Annotated in this window: 21 protein-coding genes; 3 read left to right on the forward strand and 18 right to left on the reverse strand. The window is 64.0% G+C overall.

The genetic code is table 11. The features are described 5' to 3' along the window. Positions 1 to 22: 22 nt before the first annotated feature. The 11 genes from HU770_RS08635 to ubiE all read right to left on the reverse strand — a co-directional run bounded on the left by HU770_RS08635 (position 23) and on the right by ubiE (position 10256). Complete coding sequence (locus tag HU770_RS08635) at positions 23 to 1966, reverse strand: methyl-accepting chemotaxis protein (RefSeq protein ID WP_186663488.1); 1944 nt, start codon at positions 1964 to 1966, stop codon at positions 23 to 25. 292 nt (positions 1967 to 2258) lie between these two features. Next, positions 2259 to 4175: a methyl-accepting chemotaxis protein gene (locus tag HU770_RS08640; protein ID WP_186663489.1), complete on the reverse strand. Its 1917-nt coding sequence runs from the start codon at positions 4173 to 4175 to the stop codon at positions 2259 to 2261. 101 nt (positions 4176 to 4276) lie between these two features. Continuing rightward, entirely contained in the window at positions 4277 to 4984 is a 708-nt protein-coding gene (locus HU770_RS08645; RefSeq protein WP_033701939.1) for a 16S rRNA (uracil(1498)-N(3))-methyltransferase, read from the reverse strand. Continuing rightward, positions 4981 to 5769 (reverse strand): twin-arginine translocase subunit TatC, encoded by a 789-nt coding sequence (tatC, locus tag HU770_RS08650; protein WP_186663490.1) that lies wholly within the window; start codon positions 5767 to 5769, stop codon positions 4981 to 4983. Before tatC ends, HU770_RS08645 begins: the two co-directional genes overlap by 4 nt. Beyond that, complete coding sequence (tatB, locus tag HU770_RS08655) at positions 5766 to 6143, reverse strand: Sec-independent protein translocase protein TatB (protein WP_186663491.1); 378 nt, start codon at positions 6141 to 6143, stop codon at positions 5766 to 5768. Before tatB ends, tatC begins: the two co-directional genes overlap by 4 nt. Before the next feature lie 3 nt (positions 6144 to 6146). Then, entirely contained in the window at positions 6147 to 6419 is a 273-nt protein-coding gene (locus HU770_RS08660; RefSeq protein ID WP_033701936.1) for a twin-arginine translocase TatA/TatE family subunit, read from the reverse strand. A gap of 25 nt (positions 6420 to 6444) precedes the next feature. Then, positions 6445 to 6780: a phosphoribosyl-ATP diphosphatase gene (locus tag HU770_RS08665; protein WP_033701935.1), complete on the reverse strand. Its 336-nt coding sequence runs from the start codon at positions 6778 to 6780 to the stop codon at positions 6445 to 6447. A 1-nt stretch (position 6781) separates the two neighbouring features. Then, on the reverse strand, positions 6782 to 7174 hold the full coding sequence (hisI, locus tag HU770_RS08670; RefSeq protein ID WP_033701934.1) for a phosphoribosyl-AMP cyclohydrolase: 393 nt from the start codon (positions 7172 to 7174) through the stop codon (positions 6782 to 6784). 72 nt (positions 7175 to 7246) lie between these two features. Continuing rightward, positions 7247 to 8866, reverse strand: coding sequence for a ubiquinone biosynthesis regulatory protein kinase UbiB (gene ubiB / locus HU770_RS08675; RefSeq protein WP_033701933.1), 1620 nt, complete (start codon positions 8864 to 8866; stop codon positions 7247 to 7249). Next, positions 8863 to 9486, reverse strand: coding sequence for an SCP2 sterol-binding domain-containing protein (locus HU770_RS08680; protein ID WP_186663492.1), 624 nt, complete (start codon positions 9484 to 9486; stop codon positions 8863 to 8865). The genes ubiB and HU770_RS08680 overlap by 4 nt, the downstream gene beginning before the upstream one ends. Next, on the reverse strand, positions 9486 to 10256 hold the full coding sequence (gene ubiE, locus HU770_RS08685; protein WP_033701931.1) for a bifunctional demethylmenaquinone methyltransferase/2-methoxy-6-polyprenyl-1,4-benzoquinol methylase UbiE: 771 nt from the start codon (positions 10254 to 10256) through the stop codon (positions 9486 to 9488). The genes HU770_RS08680 and ubiE overlap by 1 nt, the downstream gene beginning before the upstream one ends. A gap of 124 nt (positions 10257 to 10380) precedes the next feature. Between ubiE and HU770_RS08690 the strand changes: the two genes are divergently transcribed. From HU770_RS08690 to HU770_RS08700, 3 genes are all read left to right on the forward strand, one after another. Beyond that, complete coding sequence (locus HU770_RS08690) at positions 10381 to 10656, forward strand: polyhydroxyalkanoic acid system family protein (protein WP_033701930.1); 276 nt, start codon at positions 10381 to 10383, stop codon at positions 10654 to 10656. Between the two features lie 105 nt (positions 10657 to 10761). Next, positions 10762 to 11181 carry a phasin family protein gene (locus HU770_RS08695; RefSeq protein WP_033701928.1) on the forward strand — a complete coding sequence of 140 codons (420 nt, stop codon included), beginning with the start codon at positions 10762 to 10764 and terminating at the stop codon, positions 11179 to 11181. Positions 11182 to 11191: 10 nt separating this feature from the next. Next, on the forward strand, positions 11192 to 11974 hold the full coding sequence (locus HU770_RS08700; protein ID WP_186663493.1) for a phasin family protein: 783 nt from the start codon (positions 11192 to 11194) through the stop codon (positions 11972 to 11974). A 59-nt stretch (positions 11975 to 12033) separates the two neighbouring features. Here HU770_RS08700 and HU770_RS08705 read toward each other — a convergent pair whose 3' ends face one another. The 7 genes from HU770_RS08705 to hslV form a co-directional block, all read right to left on the reverse strand. Beyond that, positions 12034 to 12648, reverse strand: a complete 615-nt coding sequence (locus HU770_RS08705) for a TetR/AcrR family transcriptional regulator (RefSeq protein ID WP_033701926.1) — start codon at positions 12646 to 12648, stop codon at positions 12034 to 12036. A 13-nt stretch (positions 12649 to 12661) separates the two neighbouring features. Next, the gene (gene phaC / locus HU770_RS08710; protein ID WP_186652865.1) at positions 12662 to 14344 is read right to left on the reverse strand and encodes a class II poly(R)-hydroxyalkanoic acid synthase; all 1683 of its coding nucleotides are present in this window, start codon (positions 14342 to 14344) and stop codon (positions 12662 to 12664) included. Between the two features lie 58 nt (positions 14345 to 14402). Further along, entirely contained in the window at positions 14403 to 15254 is an 852-nt protein-coding gene (phaZ, locus tag HU770_RS08715) for a poly(3-hydroxyalkanoate) depolymerase (RefSeq protein WP_033701923.1), read from the reverse strand. A gap of 62 nt (positions 15255 to 15316) precedes the next feature. Next, positions 15317 to 16996, reverse strand: coding sequence for a class II poly(R)-hydroxyalkanoic acid synthase (gene phaC, locus HU770_RS08720; RefSeq protein ID WP_186652862.1), 1680 nt, complete (start codon positions 16994 to 16996; stop codon positions 15317 to 15319). Positions 16997 to 17349: 353 nt separating this feature from the next. Further along, positions 17350 to 17727, reverse strand: a complete 378-nt coding sequence (locus HU770_RS08725) for a DUF971 domain-containing protein (protein WP_033701921.1) — start codon at positions 17725 to 17727, stop codon at positions 17350 to 17352. 139 nt (positions 17728 to 17866) lie between these two features. Next, the gene (gene hslU / locus HU770_RS08730; RefSeq protein WP_033701920.1) at positions 17867 to 19210 is read right to left on the reverse strand and encodes an ATP-dependent protease ATPase subunit HslU; all 1344 of its coding nucleotides are present in this window, start codon (positions 19208 to 19210) and stop codon (positions 17867 to 17869) included. A gap of 73 nt (positions 19211 to 19283) precedes the next feature. After that, a complete protein-coding gene (hslV, locus tag HU770_RS08735) occupies positions 19284 to 19814 on the reverse strand; it encodes an ATP-dependent protease subunit HslV (protein WP_003249309.1) in 531 nt (176 codons plus the stop codon). Between the last annotated feature and the right edge of the window lie 115 nt (positions 19815 to 19929).

A 19929-nucleotide genomic window follows, 5' to 3' on the forward strand; every position in this document is an offset into this window, starting at 1 on the left:
GCGCATTGCGCCCCCGGCAATCTCAAAGGCTGAATCGCCCGACCATCCCCCGCAACTGCCGCCCCAGTTGCTCCAGCTCGCCACTCGAAGCCGCCGTCTGTTCACTGGCCGCACTGGTCTGGTCAGACACATCGCGCACATTCAGCACACTGCGGTTGATCTGCTCGGCCACCACGCTCTGTTCTTCGCTGGCCGTGGCAATCTGCTGGTTCATGCCCTGGATACTCGACACCGTATCGGTGATCTGCCCCAGCGCATGCCCTGCCTTGCGGCTCAGCTCGACACTCTGCTCGGTCAGGCGCTTGCTGTTGTCGAGCAGGTGCGTGACCTCGTCTGTGCCGCTGTGCAGGCTTTCGATCAGTTGTTCGATCTCCTCGGTCGACTGCTGGGTCCGTTGCGCCAGCCCGCGTACCTCATCGGCGACCACCGCAAAACCACGCCCGGCTTCACCGGCCCGGGCTGCTTCGATCGCTGCGTTCAAGGCCAGCAGGTTGGTTTGTTCGGACACCGACTTGATCACATCGAGGATGCTGCCGATGCGCTGGCTTTCGCCCGCCAGATGCTGCATGGCTGCCAGGCAATCGTCCATCTGCCCGGCCAGTTGCTCGATGCGGCTGATGGCTTCGGCCACCACCTGATCGCCCACCTGCGCCTGCTGGTCGGCATTGGTTGCGGCCAGCGATGCTTGTTCGGCGTTCTGCGCCACCTCTTGCACGGTCGCGCTCATCTGGTTCATGGCGGTGGCCACCTGGTCGGTTTCCTCGCGTTGCTGGTTGATGCGCAGCTTGGTGTCCTCACTGCTGGCGGCCAGTTGCGTGGCCGCCTGTGACAGGTGGCCGACACCTTGGTCGATGCCGCCGATCAGCTCGCGCAGGCTCAAGGTCATGTCGCGCATGCTGGACTGCAACTGGCCCATCTCGTCACGGCGCAGCACCGGCTCGACCTGGCTCAGGTCGCCCTTGCTGATACGCGCGGCCACGGCCAGTGTCTGGCGCAGCGGCTGGGTAATCTGCAGGGTGATCAGCCAGCCGGCGATGACCCCCACCACCAGCGCCAGCACGGCCACGCTGGTCAGCAACGAGCGGGCTGCCAGGGCCTCGCTGTCGCGTTGCTCGACCTTGCGCTCGCCCAACTCCACGCTGACGGCGCTTAACTCATCACCCATGTTTTCCATGTTGCCTTGCAACTGCTCGACCCGCACGGCGGCGCTACGGTACTGGTCCAGGCGGGTGCGGTACTTGGCCAACTCGACACCGGGCTGTTCCGTCAGCGTGCGTGGCAGGCCCAGGGGCGCTAGACCCTTGAGCAACTGGCCAAGGCTGCTGTCGGCGGCGTCAAGTGCGCCATCGCCGACCTTGGCGAAACCCTCGACGGGCGAGAAGGTATAGGCGGGTACCAGGCTCTGCTGGTTGGCGCCGTCGACGTGACGGCTGAGGGTATCCATCAGGCCCAGCACGCCGCTTTGCTGGCTGTCGGCAGGCATCTTCAGCAAGGCCTGGGTCTGCAGTTCGTCGATGACGTCGTTGAGTTTCTGCTCCTGCGCCTGCATGGCCTCGCGCAGCGCGTGCCGCTGTGCGACCGTGCGCTGCAGTTCGGCGAAGTCGTCGCGCAGGCGCTGCAACAATTGCAGCTTCTGGGTGAGCATCTGGCGTGAATCATCGACATGGCTGCGTTGCTGCAGGGTGGTCAGCATGCCTTCGAGCTGGTCGAGGATACGCATGATGCGCGACTTGCTGGCGTCGTCGCCGAGCACGCGATAGGTGATGCGCTCTGCGCGCAGGTCCTTGACCAGGTCGTTGATCAGGCCGATTTCACTGAGTTGTTCCGAGCGGGTGATAGCGCCATCCAGCGCGCGCCAGCCGCTGAGGGTGGTGGCCAGGGTAAGCAGCAAGACCACGGCGAAGCCGAGGGCAAGCTTGGCGCCGACACCGACGTTGCCGAGCCTGCGGTTGAGGTAGCCGAGCATGATGAGTCTCCGTCCGTTTGAGAGAGGGCATGCCGGCGCAATGCCGGCATGACACCCCTGCCCATCGGCCGCGGAGGCGTAGGACTTGACCTGATAATCCCGTAGGAAAATTCAGCAAAGACTGTATGAATTTCTGCAGGCCCGCCGCGACGCTTGTGTAGGAGCGGCCTTGCGTCGCGAACGGGGCGCGTAGCGCCCCTGGTTTTTCAGCTTCGCCGCAGAGAGTGCTGGGGCCGCTACGCGCCCCGATCGCGACGCAAGGCAGTCCACCACGCCCGCAGGCCTTGCACGATCAGAGCCTGAACCGCCCTACCAGCCCTTGCAGGTGCGTGCCCAACCGCGCCAGTTCCACACTGGAGCTGGCCGTCTCTTCACTGGCCGCCGAGGTCTGATCGGAGATATCCCGCACATTCATCACGCTGCGGTTGATCTCCTCGGCCACCGCGCTCTGTTCTTCCGCCGCCGTGGCAATCTGCTGGTTCATCGCCTGGATCGACGACACGGTACGGGTGATGGTCTCCAGAGAGCCTCCGGCGCGGCGGGTCAGTTCGACACTGCTGTCGGTCAGCTGGCGGCTGTTGTCCATCACGCTGGCCACACGTTGCGTGCCGCTTTGCAAGCCGGCAATCAGCTCTTCGATTTCTTCGGTCGACTGCTGCGTACGCTGGGCCAGGCTGCGCACTTCGTCGGCGACTACGGCAAAGCCACGCCCGGCCTCGCCGGCCCGTGCTGCCTCGATCGCCGCGTTGAGGGCCAGCAGGTTGGTCTGCTGGGCCACCGACTTGATCACATCGAGCACGCTGCCGATCTTGTCGCTCTCGGCCTTGAGCAGGTTCATCGCTTCGCTGGAGTTGGCCACCTCAGAGGCCAGGCGCTCGATCTGGGCCACCGCCTCACCCACCACCCGATCACCCTCGCGGGCTTGTTGGTCGGCCATCAACGCGGCTTCCGAGGCCTGTTCGGCATTGCGTGCCACCTCGTGCACGGTGGCGGTCATCTGGTTCATGGCCGTCGCCACCTGGTCGGTTTCTACCTTCTGGTTGTTGACCCCGGCGCTGGTCTGCTCGGTCACCGCCGACAGTTCCTCGGCGGCGCTGGCGATTTGCGTGACACCGTCGCCGATGCCGCCGATCAACTCACGCAGGCCCTGGGTCATGCGCTGCATGCTGGCCTGCAACTGGCCCAGTTCGTCGCGGCGTTGTACCGGCAAGTCCTGGCTCAGGTCGCCACTGGCCACGCGCTCGGCAGCGTTCAGGGTCTGGCGCAGCGGGATGATGATCTGCCGGGTGATGGCCCAGGCCGCCAGCAGCCCCAACGCCAGGGCCAGGGCGGTGGCGGCGGCGAGTAGGGTCTTGGCCTGGCTGGCACCGGCGTTGCGCACTGCCGTCTGTGAAGTGGTCATCGTCTGGCTGGTCTGCAGCAGCACCGAGCCCTGGTCGGCCATGTGTTGCAGCGCCTGCTCGCTGGCAGCCTGCGCACTGCCGAACTGGTTGACCGCGTCACGGTAGCCGGCCAGGGCGGTGGCGGCATCGTCGAGGCTGGCGGCATGTTCGGCGGGCACCTTGGCCGGCAGCGCCTTGAGTTGGGCCAGGGCCTGGTCGATGGCCTTCAGTGCGGTCTGCTGGTACTGCGCATCGCCGCTGTAGGTATAGCCACGGACCTGGAAGCGCGCTTGTTGCAGCAGTGCGCTGACGTCCACCGCATACTGGTATTGGCTGATATCGCCGCCCTGCAGCAGGCCCCGCTGGACCCGGCCGACCAGCTCGACGGCCTTGTCGGCGCTGTCGCCAAGCACGGCACGGCTGGCCTCGCGGCGCTGGCCGGCCTGTTTCAGGTCGTTGAACGCTTGTTGATAGATGCGCACGGCCTCGCGCTGTTGTTCGAGGCGCTGGCGGTCGGCGGGGAGTTCGATCTGGCCCAGCATCAGTTGCACCTGGCGATCAAGATTGGCCAGGGCCTTTTCCAGCTCGGCCACAGCGGCGTCATTGCGGTCGCGCTGGTAGTGCTGGCGGGCGATGCGCAGTTCCTGGGTGTATTGCTGGATCACCGAGATATTACCCAGCTTGTCGCCGCGGTCGATGACGCTGTCCAGGCCGTGCCAGCCGGTCAGGGTAATGGCCAGGGTCAGTAGCAGTACCAGGCCGAAGCCCAGCCCCAGCTTGCGATTGACGCTTACATTTCCCAGCACGTGGGCTAACCATCGGTACATGTTCGACTCCCCGGTAACTTGGCAGCACGGTTAATTATTGTGTTGCCAAGGCATCGGCCCGGGAGAGAGAAACTTGATGGGTGAAAAGCCTGACGATTGCGTCAGAAAATACGCGATAACAGCGCGATTACGGCAGTCTCCACGCGCAGGATGCGCTCACCCAGTTGCACAGGCGCAAGGCCAGCCTTGCCCAGCAGCTCGACTTCATAGGGGATCCAGCCACCCTCCGGGCCGATGGCCAGGGTCACCGCTTGCTCGACGGCCCGCGGGCAGGCAGGGTAGGGGCCGGGGTGGCCCACCAGGCCCAAGGTACCTTCGGCGATGGCCGGCAGGCGGTCTTCGACGAACGGCTTGAAGCGCTTCTCGATGATCACCTCGGGCAACACCGTGTCGCGGGCCTGCTCCAGGCCCAGGATGAGGTTTTCGCGAATGCTTTCGGGGTTAAGGAAAGGCGTTTGCCAGAAACTCTTTTCGACCTTGTAGCTGTTCACCAGGATCAGGCGCTCGACACCCAGGGTGGCGACGGTCTGGAACAGCCGGCGCAACATTTTCGGCCGCGGCACCGCCAGCACCAGGGTCAGCGGCAGCTTGGCCGGTGGCGGCTGGTCGAAGCCCACTTGCAGTTCCGCTTCATGGCCTTCCAGGCGCACCACGGTGGCGCGGCCCATCAACCCGTTGACCTGCCCGACGCGCAGGCTATCGCCCACCGCCACCCGGTGAATCTCCTGCATGTGGGTGAAACGCCGGTCGGCCAGGACCACGCGGTCGGCCGCGATGAAATCGGCTTGTTCGAGTAACAGCAGGTTCACGGTTGCGTCGCAGGGGGTTGGTCGTTGTGATCGTTCGCGGCTTCATCGTGCTCGCTGCGCTTGCGGATCAGGCTGCCACACAGCACACCGACCTCGAACAACAGCCACATGGGCACTGCCAGCAAGGTCTGGGAGAAGATGTCCGGTGGGGTCAGGACCATGCCGACCACGAAGCAGCCGATGATCACGTAAGGGCGAACCTTCTTCAGGTACTTCACGTCGACCACGCCGATCCACACCAGCAACACCACGGCCACCGGGATCTCGAAGGCAACGCCAAAGGCGAAGAACAGGGTCATGACGAAGTCGAGGTAGCTGGCGATGTCGGTCATCATCGACACGCCCTCCGGGGTGGCGCTGGCGAAGAAGCCGAAAATCAGCGGGAACACCAGGAAATAGGCGAAGGCCATGCCGGCGTAGAACAGGAAGATGCTCGACACCAGCAGCGGAATGGCAATGCGTTTTTCATGGCGATACAGCCCGGGTGCAATGAAGCCCCAGATCTGTTGAAGAATGAACGGGATCGCCAGGAACAACGACACGATCATGGTCAACTTGAACGGCGTGAGGAACGGCGAGGCCACGTCGGTGGCGATCATCGTCGCATCGGCCGGCAGGTGGTCGCGCAACGGCGCCGAGACCAGGGTGTAGATCTGCTGGGCGAAGGAGAACAACCCGGCAAAGATCAGGAAGATGACGGCGACACAACGCAGCAGGCGGGTGCGCAGTTCGGTCAGGTGCGAGACCAGCGGCATGGGCTGGTCGTGTTCCGGATTTTCGCTCATGGGGCTCGCGGCGGTTGTGGCGGTTCAGAGGGTGCGGCCGGGGCGGCAGGCGTGGCGTCTGGCGTAGCTTCGAGCCCTGCGGGAGGTTGCACCGTGGCCGTGGTGACCGGTGGCTGCACCGCTGGCGTCTGCGGGTTGAGGATGCGCCGGGCTTCCTCTTCCATGTGCAGGATGTGCTCGTTGTGCAGCTGCCGACGGATATCGTCGGCGCCGATCTCGCGCTCGACTTCCATCTTGATGCTGTTGAAGCTGCGCTTGAGGCGCCCGATCCACAGCCCGGCCGTACGCGCGGCGCCGGGCAGGCGCTCGGGGCCGAGCACCAGCAGGGCGACGAGGCCGACGAGCAGCAGCTCAGTGAAACTGATGCCGAACATGGGTCAGTCTTTCCGCTGTGGCTCTTGGACCGGCTGGGCCTGGCCCTCAATGGTGTGGCCCTGGGCTTGCTGGGCAGTGTTCTGCACTGGCGGAACGGGCTGTGCAGGCGGCGGCGTCTGCTCGGCCGGCTTGTTCTCTTCGTCGCTCATGGCCTTGCGAAAGCCCTTGATCGACTCGCCGAGGTCGCTGCCGAAGTTTTTCAGCTTCTTGGTGCCGAACACCAGCACCACCACCACCAGCAGTACAATCCAGTGTTTCCAGTCAAAGATACCCATGTTGCTCTCCTAGAATTCTATTCAGTCAGGCGGAAGGTTGACGCGCAGCCTTCTCGTCATGCCCGGAAAGCCCGAAACGGCGCTCCAGTTCATCGAGCACGGCCTGTGGATGCTGCCCCAACGCGCTGAGCATCACCATGCTATGAAACCACAGGTCGGCGGTTTCATAGATGACATCGCTGTAATCCTTGCTGATCGCAGCATCCTTGGCGGCAATGATCGTCTCGATGGACTCTTCGCCGAGCTTCTCGAGGATCTTGTTCAGGCCCTTGTGATGCAGGCTTGCCACGTAGGAGCTGTCGGGCGCCGCGTGCTTGCGTTGTTCAAGCACTTCGGCCAGGCGGTTGAGGGTGTCGCTCATGTCAGTGTCCTGCGCTATAGATGGCGTCCGGGTCCTTCAGGACCGGGTCGACGGTTTGCCATTGGCCGTCTTCGTAGACGCGGTAGAAGCAGCTTTCGCGGCCGGTATGGCAGGCGATATGGCCCAGTTGCTCGACCATCAGGATGATCACGTCGGCATCACAGTCCAGGCGCATTTCGTGCAATTTCTGTACGTGGCCGGACTCCTCGCCCTTGCGCCACAGTTTGCCACGCGAGCGCGACCAGTAGATGGCGCGTTGCTCGGCGGCAGTCAGGGCCAGGGATTCGCGGTTCATCCAGGCCATCATCAGCACGCGTCCGGTCTTGTGGTCCTGGGCAATGGCCGGTACCAGGCCATCGCTGTTCCACTTGATCTCGTCCAGCCAGTCTTTCATCGTCGACTCCAAAACGGGCCCGCTCCTGTGCCGGGCCCTTTGCGCTAGTGTGCCAGCCAGAGGCGCGGCTGGCTATTGGCGCACGATCAGGTAAAGGCCAGCGGCCAGCATCAGCCATGCCGGCCAGGCGGCCGGGGCGGCCAGGCTGGCGGCCTCGGCGGCACCTGCGGCCAGTACCGCGCCACCGCCGAGCAGGCCGGCGCCGAGCAGGCGCAGTGCCCAGCGGTCGCCCTGGCGGCGCCGCTGGGGCAGTTGCGGGTCGTGCAGGTGCGGTTGCGACAGGCGTTCGAGCAGGTCGCGGGTCATACCGGCCAGGTGCGGCAGTTGCTCGGCTTGGCTGTACAGGTTGCCGACCATGGCCTTTGGGCTGTAGCGCTCGCGCATCCAGCGTTCCAGAAACGGCTTGGCGGTGCTCCACAGGTCCAGGTCGGGGTACAACTGGCGGCCCAGGCCCTCGATGTTGAGCAGGGTCTTCTGCAGCAACACCAGTTGCGGCTGGACCTCCATGTTGAAGCGCCGGGCGGTCTGGAACAGGCGCATCAGCACCTGGCCGAAGGAAATGTCTTTCAACGGTTTTTCGAAGATCGGCTCGCACACGGTACGGATCGCGGCTTCGAACTCATTGACCTTGGTGTGCGCCGGCACCCAGCCCGAATCGATGTGCAGTTGCGCGACGCGGCGGTAATCACGCTTGAAGAAGGCGATCAGGTTGCGCGCCAGGTAATCCTGGTCCTCTGCGGTGAGGCTGCCGACGATGCCGCAGTCGATGGCGATGTACTGCGGGCTCCACGGCTTTACCGTGCTGACGAAAATGTTGCCGGGGTGCATGTCGGCATGGAAGAAGCTGTCACGGAACACCTGGGTGAAGAACACCTCCACACCGCGCTCGGCCAGCAGCTTCATGTCGGTACGCTGGTCGGCCAGGGTTGCCATGTCGGTGACCGGCACGCCGTAGATGCGCTCCATCACCAGCACCTTGGGCCGGCACAGGTCCCAGTAGACCTGGGGCACGTACATCAGCTCGGAGCCCTCGAAGTTGCGCCGCAACTGGCTGGCGTTGGCCGCCTCGCGGAGCAGGTCGAGTTCGTCGTAGATGGTCTTTTCGTAATCGTTGACCACTTCGACCGGGTGCAGGCGGCGAGCGTCGGCAGACACCCGCTCGGCGCCCTTGGCGATCAGGAACAGCCAGGCCAGGTCCTGGGCAATGATCGGTTTGAGGCCCGGGCGTACCACCTTGACCACGACTTCTTCGCCGCTCTTCAGGCGCGCGGCGTGTACCTGGGCCACCGAGGCCGAGGCCAGCGGCTCGACGTCGAAACGGCTGAACACCTCGCCGACCTTGGCGCCGAGCTGCTCCTCGATCAAGGCCACGGCCTTTTTCGGGTCGAACGGCGGCACGCGGTCTTGCAGCAGCATCAGTTCGTCGGCGATGTCGGTGGGCAGCAGGTCGCGGCGGGTGGACAGCAGCTGGCCGAACTTGATGAAGATCGGCCCCAGGTCCTGCAGCGCCAGGCGCAGGCGCGCGCCACGGCTGAGCGCGGAGGGCGTGCGCGGCAGCCAGCGCCAGGGCATCAGCAGGCGCAGGCTCATCAGCCACCAGGGCAGGGGCAGGTCGAACAGCAGGTCATCGAGGCGGTAGCGGATCACCACACGCTGGATGCGAAAGAGACGGCGGACGGCGAGCAGCTTCATGCGTTATCGCTGGTATCAAGGGATCGGGAGAGGCGCAGCAGGCGCGCCTCTAAGCGTTCTGTATCGACCTTCAAGGCATCGAGCTCGCTGAAGGCGGCTTCGGCTTCGCGTTTGCCGACCAGGGTGCGGGACTCTTCGGCCAGGTACTCGGAGAGGTTCTGGCTGAAGCGCGTCAGGCCTTGGCGGGTCCAGCGCGCACGCAGGCGGATGTGGCCTGCCAGCAGCGCGGTGGCGACCGGGCCGAGCCAACGCTGCAGCTCGTGCTCCCAGTCCAGCTCCAGGTCCTGCAACACGCCGAACAGGTCGAGCAGCACGGCGCTGTCGCCATGCAGTTCGACCTGCGGGCTGTGCAACACGGCGGTCTTGTCCCTGGCCAAGGCCAGTTGCGCCAGGCTGCCAGCGGGGGCGCGCAGGCTGCAGTCGACCTCGCCTTCCCAGTGCGCGGCCAGCATCAGGCCGTCTTCATCGGGCAGGATGAACCCCTGCAGGGCCGGCTGACGGCAATCGATCTCGATGACCTTGCCTTCGAGCGCAGCCAGCCGCGGCAATGCCGTGCTGTCCATGCGCAGGACGCGGTTCAGGCCATGTTCGACGCTGGCGAGCAGCCCGGCCAGCAGCATCAGGGCTTGATTCCCCGGTGTACGGCGACGATGCCGCTGGTCATGTTGTGGTAGGTGACGCGGTCGAAGCCGGCGTCGACCATCATGGCCTTGAGGGTTTCCTGGTCGGGGTGCATGCGGATCGATTCGGCCAGGTAGCGGTAGCTTTCCGAGTCGTTGGTGATCAGCTTGCCGGCCAGTGGCATGAAGGCGAACGAGTACGCGTCATAGGCCTTGGACATCAGCTTGCTGGTCGGCTTGGAGAATTCGAGGATCAACAGGCGCCCGCCCGGCTTGAGCACGCGCAGCATCGAGCGGATGGCTTCGTCCTTGTGGGTGACGTTGCGCAGGCCGAAGGCGATGGTCACGCAGTCGAAGTGGTTGTCCGGGAACGGCAGCTTCTCGGCGTCGGCCTGGACGAACTCGATGTTGCCCGCCACGCCACGGTCGAGCAGGCGGTCACGGCCAACCTTGAGCATCGACTCGTTGATGTCGGCCAGCACTACCTGCCCGGTCGGGCCGACCAGCCGCGAGAACTTGGCGGCCAGGTCACCGGTACCGCCGGCAATGTCCAGCACGCGGTTGCCGCTGCGCACGCCCGACAGCTCGATGGTGAAGCGCTTCCACAGGCGGTGCATGCCGCCGGAAAGCACGTCGTTCATCAGGTCGTACTTGGCCGCCACCGAGTGAAACACCTCGGCGACTTTCTTGGCTTTCTGGCTCTCGGGGACGTCCTGGTAGCCAAAATGGGTGGTGGGTTCGGCGTGTTCGCCTTTGCGCTGGTCGTTCATATCGCTTCACCGGAAAAAATTACCGCCATTCTAGGGCGAACGGGCGGATTTGTCTTGGCGGGGTGTGCCGGGGGGCAGGGGCGGGCATAATGCCGATTATGTCTTCATATCCAGGAACACCCGCATGACCCAGATCAGCGTCGAACGCAAACACTCCCTCGGCCGCGAGGCCGCTCGCGCCAAGGCCGAAGCGCTGGTGGACAAGCTGAGCCGCGAATATGACCTCAAGGCCACCTGGAACGGCGACCGCGTCGACGTGGCGCGCAGTGGCGCCAACGGCAGCGTGCACATCGGTGACGACAGCATCCGCGTCGAGCTGAAACTGGGCATGATGCTGTCGATGATGAGCGGCACCATCAAGGGCGAGATCGAGCGGGCGCTGGATAAAGCCCTGGCCTGAGGCCTGCCACCTTAGGGTGAGAATTCTAATTTCGCGCTCTACCTTATGCTCAAGCCCAACCTCCATGGGCGGTTCCTCTCCACTCATGAGCATGAGGTACAGAGCATGGCCAAAGTGAATGTGAAGAAAAAGGACGACGCCCTGGGCACCCTGGGCGAGGTGCGCGGCTACGCGCGCAAGATCTGGCTGGCAGGTATCGGCGCTTACGCCCGCGTCGGCCAGGAAGGTTCCGAGTACTTCAGCGAGCTGGTCAAGGCCGGCGAAGGCGTTGAAAAACGTGGCAAGAAACGCATCGACAAAGAGCTCGATGCCGCCAATACCCAGATCGACGAAGCGACCCAGGAAGTCAGCCGCGTACGCGGCAAGGTCGAAGTTCAACTGGACAAGATCGAAAAAGCTTTCGACGCACGGGTTGGTCGCGCCTTGAATCGCCTCGGCATTCCGTCTAAACATGACGTTGAGGCGTTGTCCATCAAGCTTGAACAGCTGCACGAGCTGCTTGAGCGCGTCGCGCACAAACCATAAGGAGAGCAGGATGGCTGGCAAGAAGAATTCCGATAAAGAAAGCAGCTCCTGGGTCGGCGGGATCGAGAAGTACTCCCGCAAGATCTGGCTGGCCGGGCTGGGTATCTATTCGAAGATCGACCAGGACGGCCCGAAGCTGTTCGACACGTTGGTGAAAGACGGCGAGAAGGCCGAGAAGCAGGCCAGGAAGACCGCTGAAGATGTCGCCGAAACCGCCAAGTCTTCGACCACCTCGCGGGTGTCTGGCGTGAAGGACCGTGCGCTGGGCAAGTGGAGCGAGCTCGAAGAAGCCTTCGACAAGCGCCTGAACAGCGCCATCTCGCGCCTGGGCGTACCTAGCCGCAACGAGATCAAGGCCCTGCACCAGCAGGTAGACAGCCTGACCAAGCAGATCGAGAAGCTGACCGGTGCTTCGGTCACGCCGGTTTCCAAGGCTGCTGCGAGCAAAGCTGCTGCGAGCAAGACTGCGGCCAAGCCGTTGGCCAAGGCGCCTGCCAAACCGGCTGCTAAAACCGCTGCTGCCAAGCCTGCGGCCAAGGTTGCTGCGGCCAAACCCGCAGCCAAGGTTGCTGCTGCCAAGCCGGCGGCAAAACCGGCTGCCAAGTCTGTTGCGGCCAAGCCTGCTGCAGCGAAGAAACCTGCGGTGAAGAAGGCCCCGGCCAAACCGGCTGCGGCCAAACCGGCAACACCGGCCACCAGCGCCGCACCCGCTGCCACCGCAGCGCCAGCGCCAAGCGTGGCACCGGCCAGCAATACACCGTCGGCGCCGGTGAGCGCAGTTACCGAAGCCTGATACTGCGTGGCTTCTTCGCGGGGCAAGCCCGCGAAGAAGCCACTGCCGATTGAACAGCTCTACCCCTCCAGGTACCTCACCGCCAACTGCTCCGCCGCCGCCCGTGCCGGGGGCTGCAGGTGCGGTGCCACCAGCATCATCACCTGATACACGACAATCCCCACATCCCCCTCGCGCCCCAGCACGCGCTGGTAATCCAGCGAGAACATCAGCGTCAGGGTGATCTGCTCCACCAGTTGCCCCAGTGCCTGGGTCTCGCTTACCACCTGCCCCTGGCCCTTGAGGCTGGCGAGCAACGCGGCAAGGGTGCGCTTGAGCGCGTTGATCAGGCTGCGCATGCCACGGGCCAGCTTGGGCAGGCGCCCGGTCAGGTTCGACAAGTCCTGGAACAGGAAACGGTACTGGGCCATGCGTTCGACGATCAGGTGCAGGAACAGCCAGTAGTCCTCGGCATCCAGGCGCACCTCCAGGGGCGGGTCGAGCAGGGGCATCAGCGCCTCTTCGAAGCGCTCGAACAGGCCCAGCACCACAGGCTCCTTGCCATGGAAGTGGTAGTACAGGTTGCCAGGGCTGATGCCCAGCTCGTTGGCGATCTCCAGGGTCGAGACGTTCGGTTCGCCCTGCTGGTTGAACAACTGCAGGGCGCATTCAAGGATACGGTCGCGGGTTTTCATCCAGGCGGTGTGCTCATCGGGTCAGGACATAGGTGCCTGGCGCAGGGCCCAGCGGCGGATAGGTTGCATTACCAAGCTCGGTACGCTGCGCCTTCAGTGGGCCGGAACGGGGTGTGACCCACTCCAGCCACAAGGGCCACCAACTGCCCTCGCTGCGTTGGGCGTCGTGGAACCACGCACGCGGGTCGCTCGACAGCTTGGGGTTGGCCAGGTAATAGGCCTTGGGGTTGCCGGGTGGGTTGATGATGCTCTGGATATGCCCGCTGTTGGCCAGTACAAAGCGCCGTTCGCCGCCCAGCAACAGGGCCGAGCGATACACGGCGTCCCAGGGGGTGATGTGGTCGTTGCTGCCGGCCACGGTGAAGCTGTCGAGGTCGACCTGTTTAAGGTCGATGGGCGTGCCGCAGACTTCCAGGCCCGCCGGGTGGGTCAGTGGGTTGAGCTTGAAGAAGTCGAGCAGGTCGCCATGCAGTGCGGCGGGCAGGCGCGTGCTGTCGGCGTTCCAGTAGAGAATGTCGAAGGCTGGCGGGGTCTTGCCGAGCAGGTAGTTGTTGACCCAGTAGTTCCAGATCAGATCGTTGGGCCGCATCCAGGCGAAGATGCGCGCCACCTCGGCGCCGTCCAGCACGCCGCGCTGGTAGGAGCGGCGCTTGGCGGCTTCGAGGGTCTGCTCGTCGGCGAACAGGCTGGCAGGGCTTTCGAACTTGCTGTCGAGCAGGCTGACCAGGTACGTGGCGCTGCGTACCCGGCGCAGCTGGTGCTTGGCTTGCAGGTGGCCTTGCAGCGCCGCCATGGTCAGGCCGCCGGCGCAGGCGCCCATCAGGTTGGGGTCGCGGTTGCCGCTGATGCTGCGGCAGGCATTGAGCGCTTCTTCCAGGGCCTGAACGTAGCTGGACAGGCCCCACTCGCGGTGCCGTGGGTCGGGGTTGCGCCAGCTGACCATGAACACCTGCAGGCCATTCTTGAGCATGTACTGGACGAAACTGTTGGTCGCGCTCAGGTCGAAGATGTAGAACTTGTTGATTTGCGGCGGCACCACCAGCAGGGGGCGGGTGTGCTGCTTTTCACTCATCGGCTGGTACTGGATCAGCTCCAGCAACTCGTTGCGAAACACCACGGCGCCTGGGGTTGCCGCCACATTGCCGCCCACCTCGAAGGCACGCTCGTCGACCTGGCGAGGCAGGCCGTCGTTGTGGCGCAGATCGTCGAGCAGGTGCGCCGCGCCACGCAGCAGGCTCTGGCCGCCGGTATTGAGCAGCTCCTTCACCGCCAGCGGGTTGAGCAGCGAGTTGCTGGGCGCCAGGGCGTCGTTGATCAGGGTGAACAGGAACTGCGCACGGGCCCGGTCATCGGCGTCCAGGTGGCTTTCCTCGATCCACAGGCGGGTCTGCTTCTGCCAGGCCAGGTAGGCTTGCAGGCCACGCCGGTACAGCGGGTTCTGGCTCCATGTCGGGTCGCTGAAGCGCGTGTCGCGCGGGTTTGGCTGGTAGGGCGTGTCGCCGAGCATCACCCGGCCGAGTTGGCCGCTCAGGGCCAGCAGGTGGCGGGCGGTGTGCAGCGGGTTACGCAGCCCGTGGCGGCCGACGCTGCGCAGGGTGGATATCAAATCGCGGCCGCGCAGGCCGAGCATGGCGTTCTGCACGTTCATGCTGGTGGCGGGAAGCGTTGGCGTTCCTTTGGCCGGTTTGTCTTTCATGGCAACACTCCCTGGTCTTGACCCTTGCGCCTGATGCCCATCGCAGGCAAACCCGCGCCTACACGCCCGAAGCCGGGCGAGGGTGCATGACTGCGCGCTGACGCTCTTGCTGAAGGAACTTCATGATGATCGGGGCGACGGCCTCGGCCCGGGTGATCAGAAACAGATGGCCGTCGTCGATAATGTGTAGCTGGGCATTGGGAATCCGCCAGGCCAGCAGGCGCATGTTGATCAGCGGGATCAACGGGTCGTCATCGCCTGCCAGCACCAGCGTGGGCTGTTGGATCTTGTGCAGCCAGTGAATGCTGGTCCAGCCTAGCCCTGCGAACAGTTGCCAGTAGTAGCCCAGCTTGCCGCCGGAACGCACCTTGGATGCGTGGTGCATGGCCAGGTCCGGGTCGCGGCGAAAGCCGCCGCCGTAGATCAGCGGGGCGATGCGGATCACATGGGAGGGCTGGATGTAGCGCCGGGGGCTGGCCATCATCCACAGCACCTTGGGCTTGCCCGGCACCATTACCGCGCCCGCAGCCGTGGCTGCCAGCACCAGCTTCTTGCAGCGCTCGGGGTAGTCGTGGGCGAACTGCTGGGCCAGCGCGCCGCCCCAGGACACGCCAATCACATTGACCTGGCCATAATCGAGGTAGTCGAGCATGCGTGCCGTCAGCTTGGCCAACCCCGGAAAGCGGTAGGGCTGGCGCGGCGTGGACGAGCCGCCCACGCCCGGTACGTCGAAGGCGATGACTTCCAGGTCCGGGTCCAGTGCTTCGATGAACGGGAACACCAGCTCCAGGTTGGCGCCGATGCCGTTGAAGATCAGCAGCGGCGTCAAATGCGGCTTGCCAGGGCGCACGGCAGTGCGGATGGACTGCTGGTCCAGTTCGACGGTCCTGAAGATATAGGGTTGCGGCATGCGCGTGGCTCTGTGGTGAAGTAAACACCGTGGTCACCCGCAGGTGGCCACGGCGCTGCAACTCAACGTTCGTGAACGTAGGTGCCCGGTGATGCCTCGCCTGCGGCATAGGCGCGGTTGCCGAGGCGGGTCGGCGCTTTTTTCAACTCGCCGGCACGCTCGCCCAGCCAGCTCTGCCAGTGCAGCCACCACGAGTCGGCATGCTTGGTGGCGTTCTCCTGCCAGGCCGCTGCGTCGCCCGGGCAATCGGCGCCGGTCATGAAGCGTGCCTTGGGGTTGCCCGGCGGGTTGAGGATGCTCTGGATATGGCCGCTGTTGGACAACACGAACTCGATCTTGCCGCCAAACAGGTGCGCCGAGCGGTAGCAGGATGGCCACGGGGTGATGTGGTCGTTGGTGCCGGCAAGGCTGTAGATGTCGCACGTGACCTGCTTCAGGTCGATCGGGGTGCCGCACACTTCCAGTGCACCGGGGCGGGTCAGCGGGTTACTTTTGAACATCTCGATCAGGTCGCCATGGAAGGCGGCCGGCAGGCGCGTGGTGTCGTTGTTCCAGAACAGGATGTCGAACACCGGTGGCTCGTTGCCCAGCAGGTAGTTGTTGACCCAGTAGTTCCAAATCAGGTCATTGGGGCGCATCCAGGCGAACACCTTGGCCATCTCGCTGCCTTCCAGCACGCCGGCCTGGTAGGAGTGGCGCTTGGCGGCTTCGAGGGTCTGCTCGTCGACAAACAGCGCGACCTGGGTGTCCATCGTAGTGTCCAGCACGCTCACCAGCAGGGTCAGGGCATTGACCTTCTTCTCGCCAAGGGCGGCGTAATGGCCCACCAGCGCGGTGCAGGTGATGCCGCCGGAGCAGGCGCCGAGCATGTTCAGGTCTTTGCTGCCGGTAATCGCCAGCACCGCGTCGACCGCTTCCTTGAGCGCATCGATGTAGGTCGAAAGGCCCCATTCACGCTGGGCCTTGGTCGGGTTGCGCCAGCTGATGATGAAGGTCTGCTGCTGGGCGCGCAGGCAGAAGCGCGCCAGGCTCTTTTCCGGGCTCAGGTCGAATACATAGAACTTGTTGATCTGTGGCGGCACCACCAGCAGCGGCCGCGCATGCACCTGTTCGGTGATGGGGCTGTACTGGATCAGTTCGAGCACGTCGTTGCGGTACACCACGGCGCCGTCGCTGGTGCCCAGGTTCTTGCCCACCTCGAAGGCGTCCATGTTGACCTGACTGGGCATGCCACCGTTGTTGACCATGTCCTTGGCCATGTTGGACAGGCCATCGAGCAGGCTCTTGCCACCGGTTTCGAAGAAGCGTTTGACCGCCGCCGGGTTGGACAAGGTGTTGGTCGGCGCCATGGCTTCGGTCATCAGGTTGATGACGAACTGGCCACGGCTGATGTCCTGGGGCGACAGGTCGCTGCTGCCGATCCATTCGTGCAGTTCTTTGCGCCAGGCCAGGTAGGTTTGCAGGTAGCGGCGGTAAAGGGGGTTGTTGCTCCAGGCGGGGTCGTTGAAGCGACGGTCGTCGCTTTCGGGCGTCAGGCTGGACTTGCCCAGCAGCACGTTCTTCAGCTCCAGGCCGAAGTGCGCCACGTGCTTGGCGCTGTGCAGCGGTTGGCGCACGGCCTGGCGCAGTACGGTGCGTGCCGAACTCAGCAGGTCCTTGCGGCGGATGCCGATGACCGGGTTCAGCCCCAGGGTGTTCTCCGAGGCCTGCCGCTGCAACTCATCGTTGTTCTTGTTACTCATCTACGACGCTCCGTTGTCCAGAGACGAGTACCGGTTGCCTGTGGCGGGGTGCACAGTCCAGAGCCCGGTACTGCTACTCGGGTGACCAGTGATAAGGAACAGCGGTGCTGCGGGCCGGTTGCATGGGGTGATGAGCTGCGGGGAGTTCTGCGTGTGAAGACAGCCTGCTTTCGCTCGCGACCTCTACATACCGGCCTGGTCCTGGTTGCCTTGAAGACAATGCAGGGACCTTGCCAGCTCCATTGGTTACCCGACTTTCATGTAATGCGCAAGACAGCTCGTCACTGAGCTGTCTGTAGGGCATTCAAGCAGATGAGATTAGAAAATGCGCTCTAAACCGTAGGCGGCTTGAGCTAGAGCATGAGTTTCACAACGGATTCGGCCGGATCGCGGGACTTTCCGGCCTGATGCAACGCGTCGAGGTACTCGGCCCACAGTTGCGCCTGGCGCAGGCACAGCTGTTCCAGGTACTCCCAGGTGAACAGGCCGCTGTCATGGCCGTCGTCGAAGGTCAGTTTCAGTGCATATTGGCCGGCGGGTTCGAGGCCGGCGAGGCCGACGTTGATCTTGCCGACTTGCAGGATGGGGTTGCCGTGGCCCTGGACCTCGGCGGAAGGCGAGTGCACGCGCAGGAATTCGGCGGGCAGGTGGTAGACCTCGTCTGGGCCGTAGGTCAGGCTCAAGGTCTTGGAGGCTTTGTGCAGGTTGATGGCGGTGGGCAGGCGGGCCATGGGCTGAATCTCTTCTGAGCGACAAGCTACAAGCTTCCAGCTACAAGAAGTGATATTCAAGCCATCGCGGAAAAATCATGTCTCGCGGTGCTGCAAGCGACACTGAACAGCTTGTCGCTTGCAGCTCAAGGCTTGCCGCTTACAGGATGTAGCGCGACAGGTCTTCGTTCTGCGCCAGCTCACCCAGGTGGCTGTTCACATACCCGGCATCGATCTGGATCGGCGCTTCGTCGTGCGTGCTGGCCAGGTCACCGGCACTGAACGACACCTCTTCGAGCAGGCGCTCGAGCAGGGTGTGTAGGCGGCGGGCACCGATGTTCTCGGTCTTCTCGTTGACCTGGTAGGCAATTTCGGCCAAGCGCTTGATACCGTCGGTGAGGAACTCGATGTTCAGCCCTTCGGTCTTGAGCAACGCCTGGTACTGCTCGGTCAGCGAAGCGTGCGGTTCTTGCAGGATGCGCTCGAAATCTTCCGGGGTCAGTGCCTTGAGTTCGACACGGATCGGCAGACGGCCCTGCAGCTCAGGCACCAGGTCGCTCGGTTTGCTCAGGTGGAACGCACCCGAGGCGATGAACAGGATATGGTCGGTCTTGACCATGCCCAGCTTGGTGTTGACGGTGCAGCCTTCGATCAGCGGCAGCAGGTCACGCTGAACGCCCTCGCGGGACACATCGGCGCCGCCGACATTGCCGCGCTTGGCCACTTTGTCGATTTCGTCGATGAACACGATACCGTGCTGTTCAACCGCTTCCAGGGCCTTGGCCTTGAGCTCTTCTTCGTTGACCAGGCGGCCCGCTTCTTCCTCGCGGACCATCTTCAGCGCTTCCTTGACCTTGAGCTTGCGCGCCTTGCGCTTGCCCTTGCCCATGTTGGCGAACAGGTTCTGCAACTGGTTGGTCATCTCTTCCATGCCAGGCGGCGCGGCAATCTCGACGCCCACGGCATCCGCCACTTCGATCTCGATTTCCTTGTCGTCCAGCTGGCCTTCGCGCAGGCGCTTGCGGAACAGTTGGCGAGTGTTGGAATCGCTGCTGGTCTGCGCGGCTTCCTCGCTGAAATTGGTGACCCGCGCCTGCGGCAGCAGGGCGTCGAGGATGCGGTCTTCGGCGGCGTCTTCGGCGCGGTGGCGCACGCGGATGATCTCCTGCTCGCGGAGCATCTTCAGCGCGGCATCGGCCAGGTCGCGGATGATCGATTCGACGTCACGGCCCACATAGCCGACTTCGGTGAACTTGGTCGCTTCGACCTTGATGAACGGCGCGTTGGCCAGCTTGGCCAGGCGGCGGGCGATTTCGGTCTTGCCGACACCGGTCGGGCCGATCATCAGGATGTTCTTCGGGGTCACCTCGGCACGCAGCTCGGCCGGCAGCTGCATGCGCCGCCAGCGGTTGCGCAGGGCGATGGCCACGGCGCGCTTGGCGTCGTCCTGGCCGATGATGTGGCGGTTCAGTTCGTGAACGATTTCGCGGGGGGTCATGGACATGATGAAAATGGTCCTTGAGCAGAGCAATCAGTGTGGAAAAGTCCCGCCGCGGGCGGGACGCCAAAACAACTGATCAGTCGGCCAGGTCCTGCTCCTCGATGGTCAGGTTATGGTTGGTGAACACGCAGATGTCACCGGCGATGTTCAGGGCGGTCTCGGCGATTTCGCGGGCCGAGAGGTCGGTCTTGTTCAGCAGGGCACGAGCTGCGGCCTGGGCGTAGGCGCCACCGGAACCCATGGCGATCAGGCCGTCTTCGGGTTCGACCACATCGCCGTTGCCGGTGATGATCAGCGAGGCGTCCTTGTTGGCCACGGCCAGCATGGCCTCCAGGCGGCTCAGGGAGCGGTCGGTACGCCATTCCTTGGCCAGCTCGACGGCGGCACGGACCAGGTGGCCCTGGTGTTTTTCCAGTTGCCCTTCAAAGCGCTCGAACAGGGTGAACGCATCGGCGGTGGCGCCGGCGAACCCGGCAATGACCTGGCCGTGGTACAGGCGACGGACCTTTTTGGCGTTGCCTTTCATCACGGTGTTGCCGAGGGAAACCTGGCCGTCGCCGCCCATGACGACTTTGCCGTTACGGCGGACAGAAACGATGGTGGTCAAGGGGAGAGTCTCCACGCAGCGGGGCGAAAGTGCCTGATGCAGACTCATATGGGGGTGGGGGGAAGGATTTCAACCATTAGCGACCAGCTGCAAGCTGCAAGCTGCAAGAAAAAGC

The organism is Pseudomonas sp. SWRI68 (genome assembly GCF_014269165.1).
In the GTDB taxonomy this organism is placed as follows: domain Bacteria; phylum Pseudomonadota; class Gammaproteobacteria; order Pseudomonadales; family Pseudomonadaceae; genus Aquipseudomonas; species Aquipseudomonas capeferrum.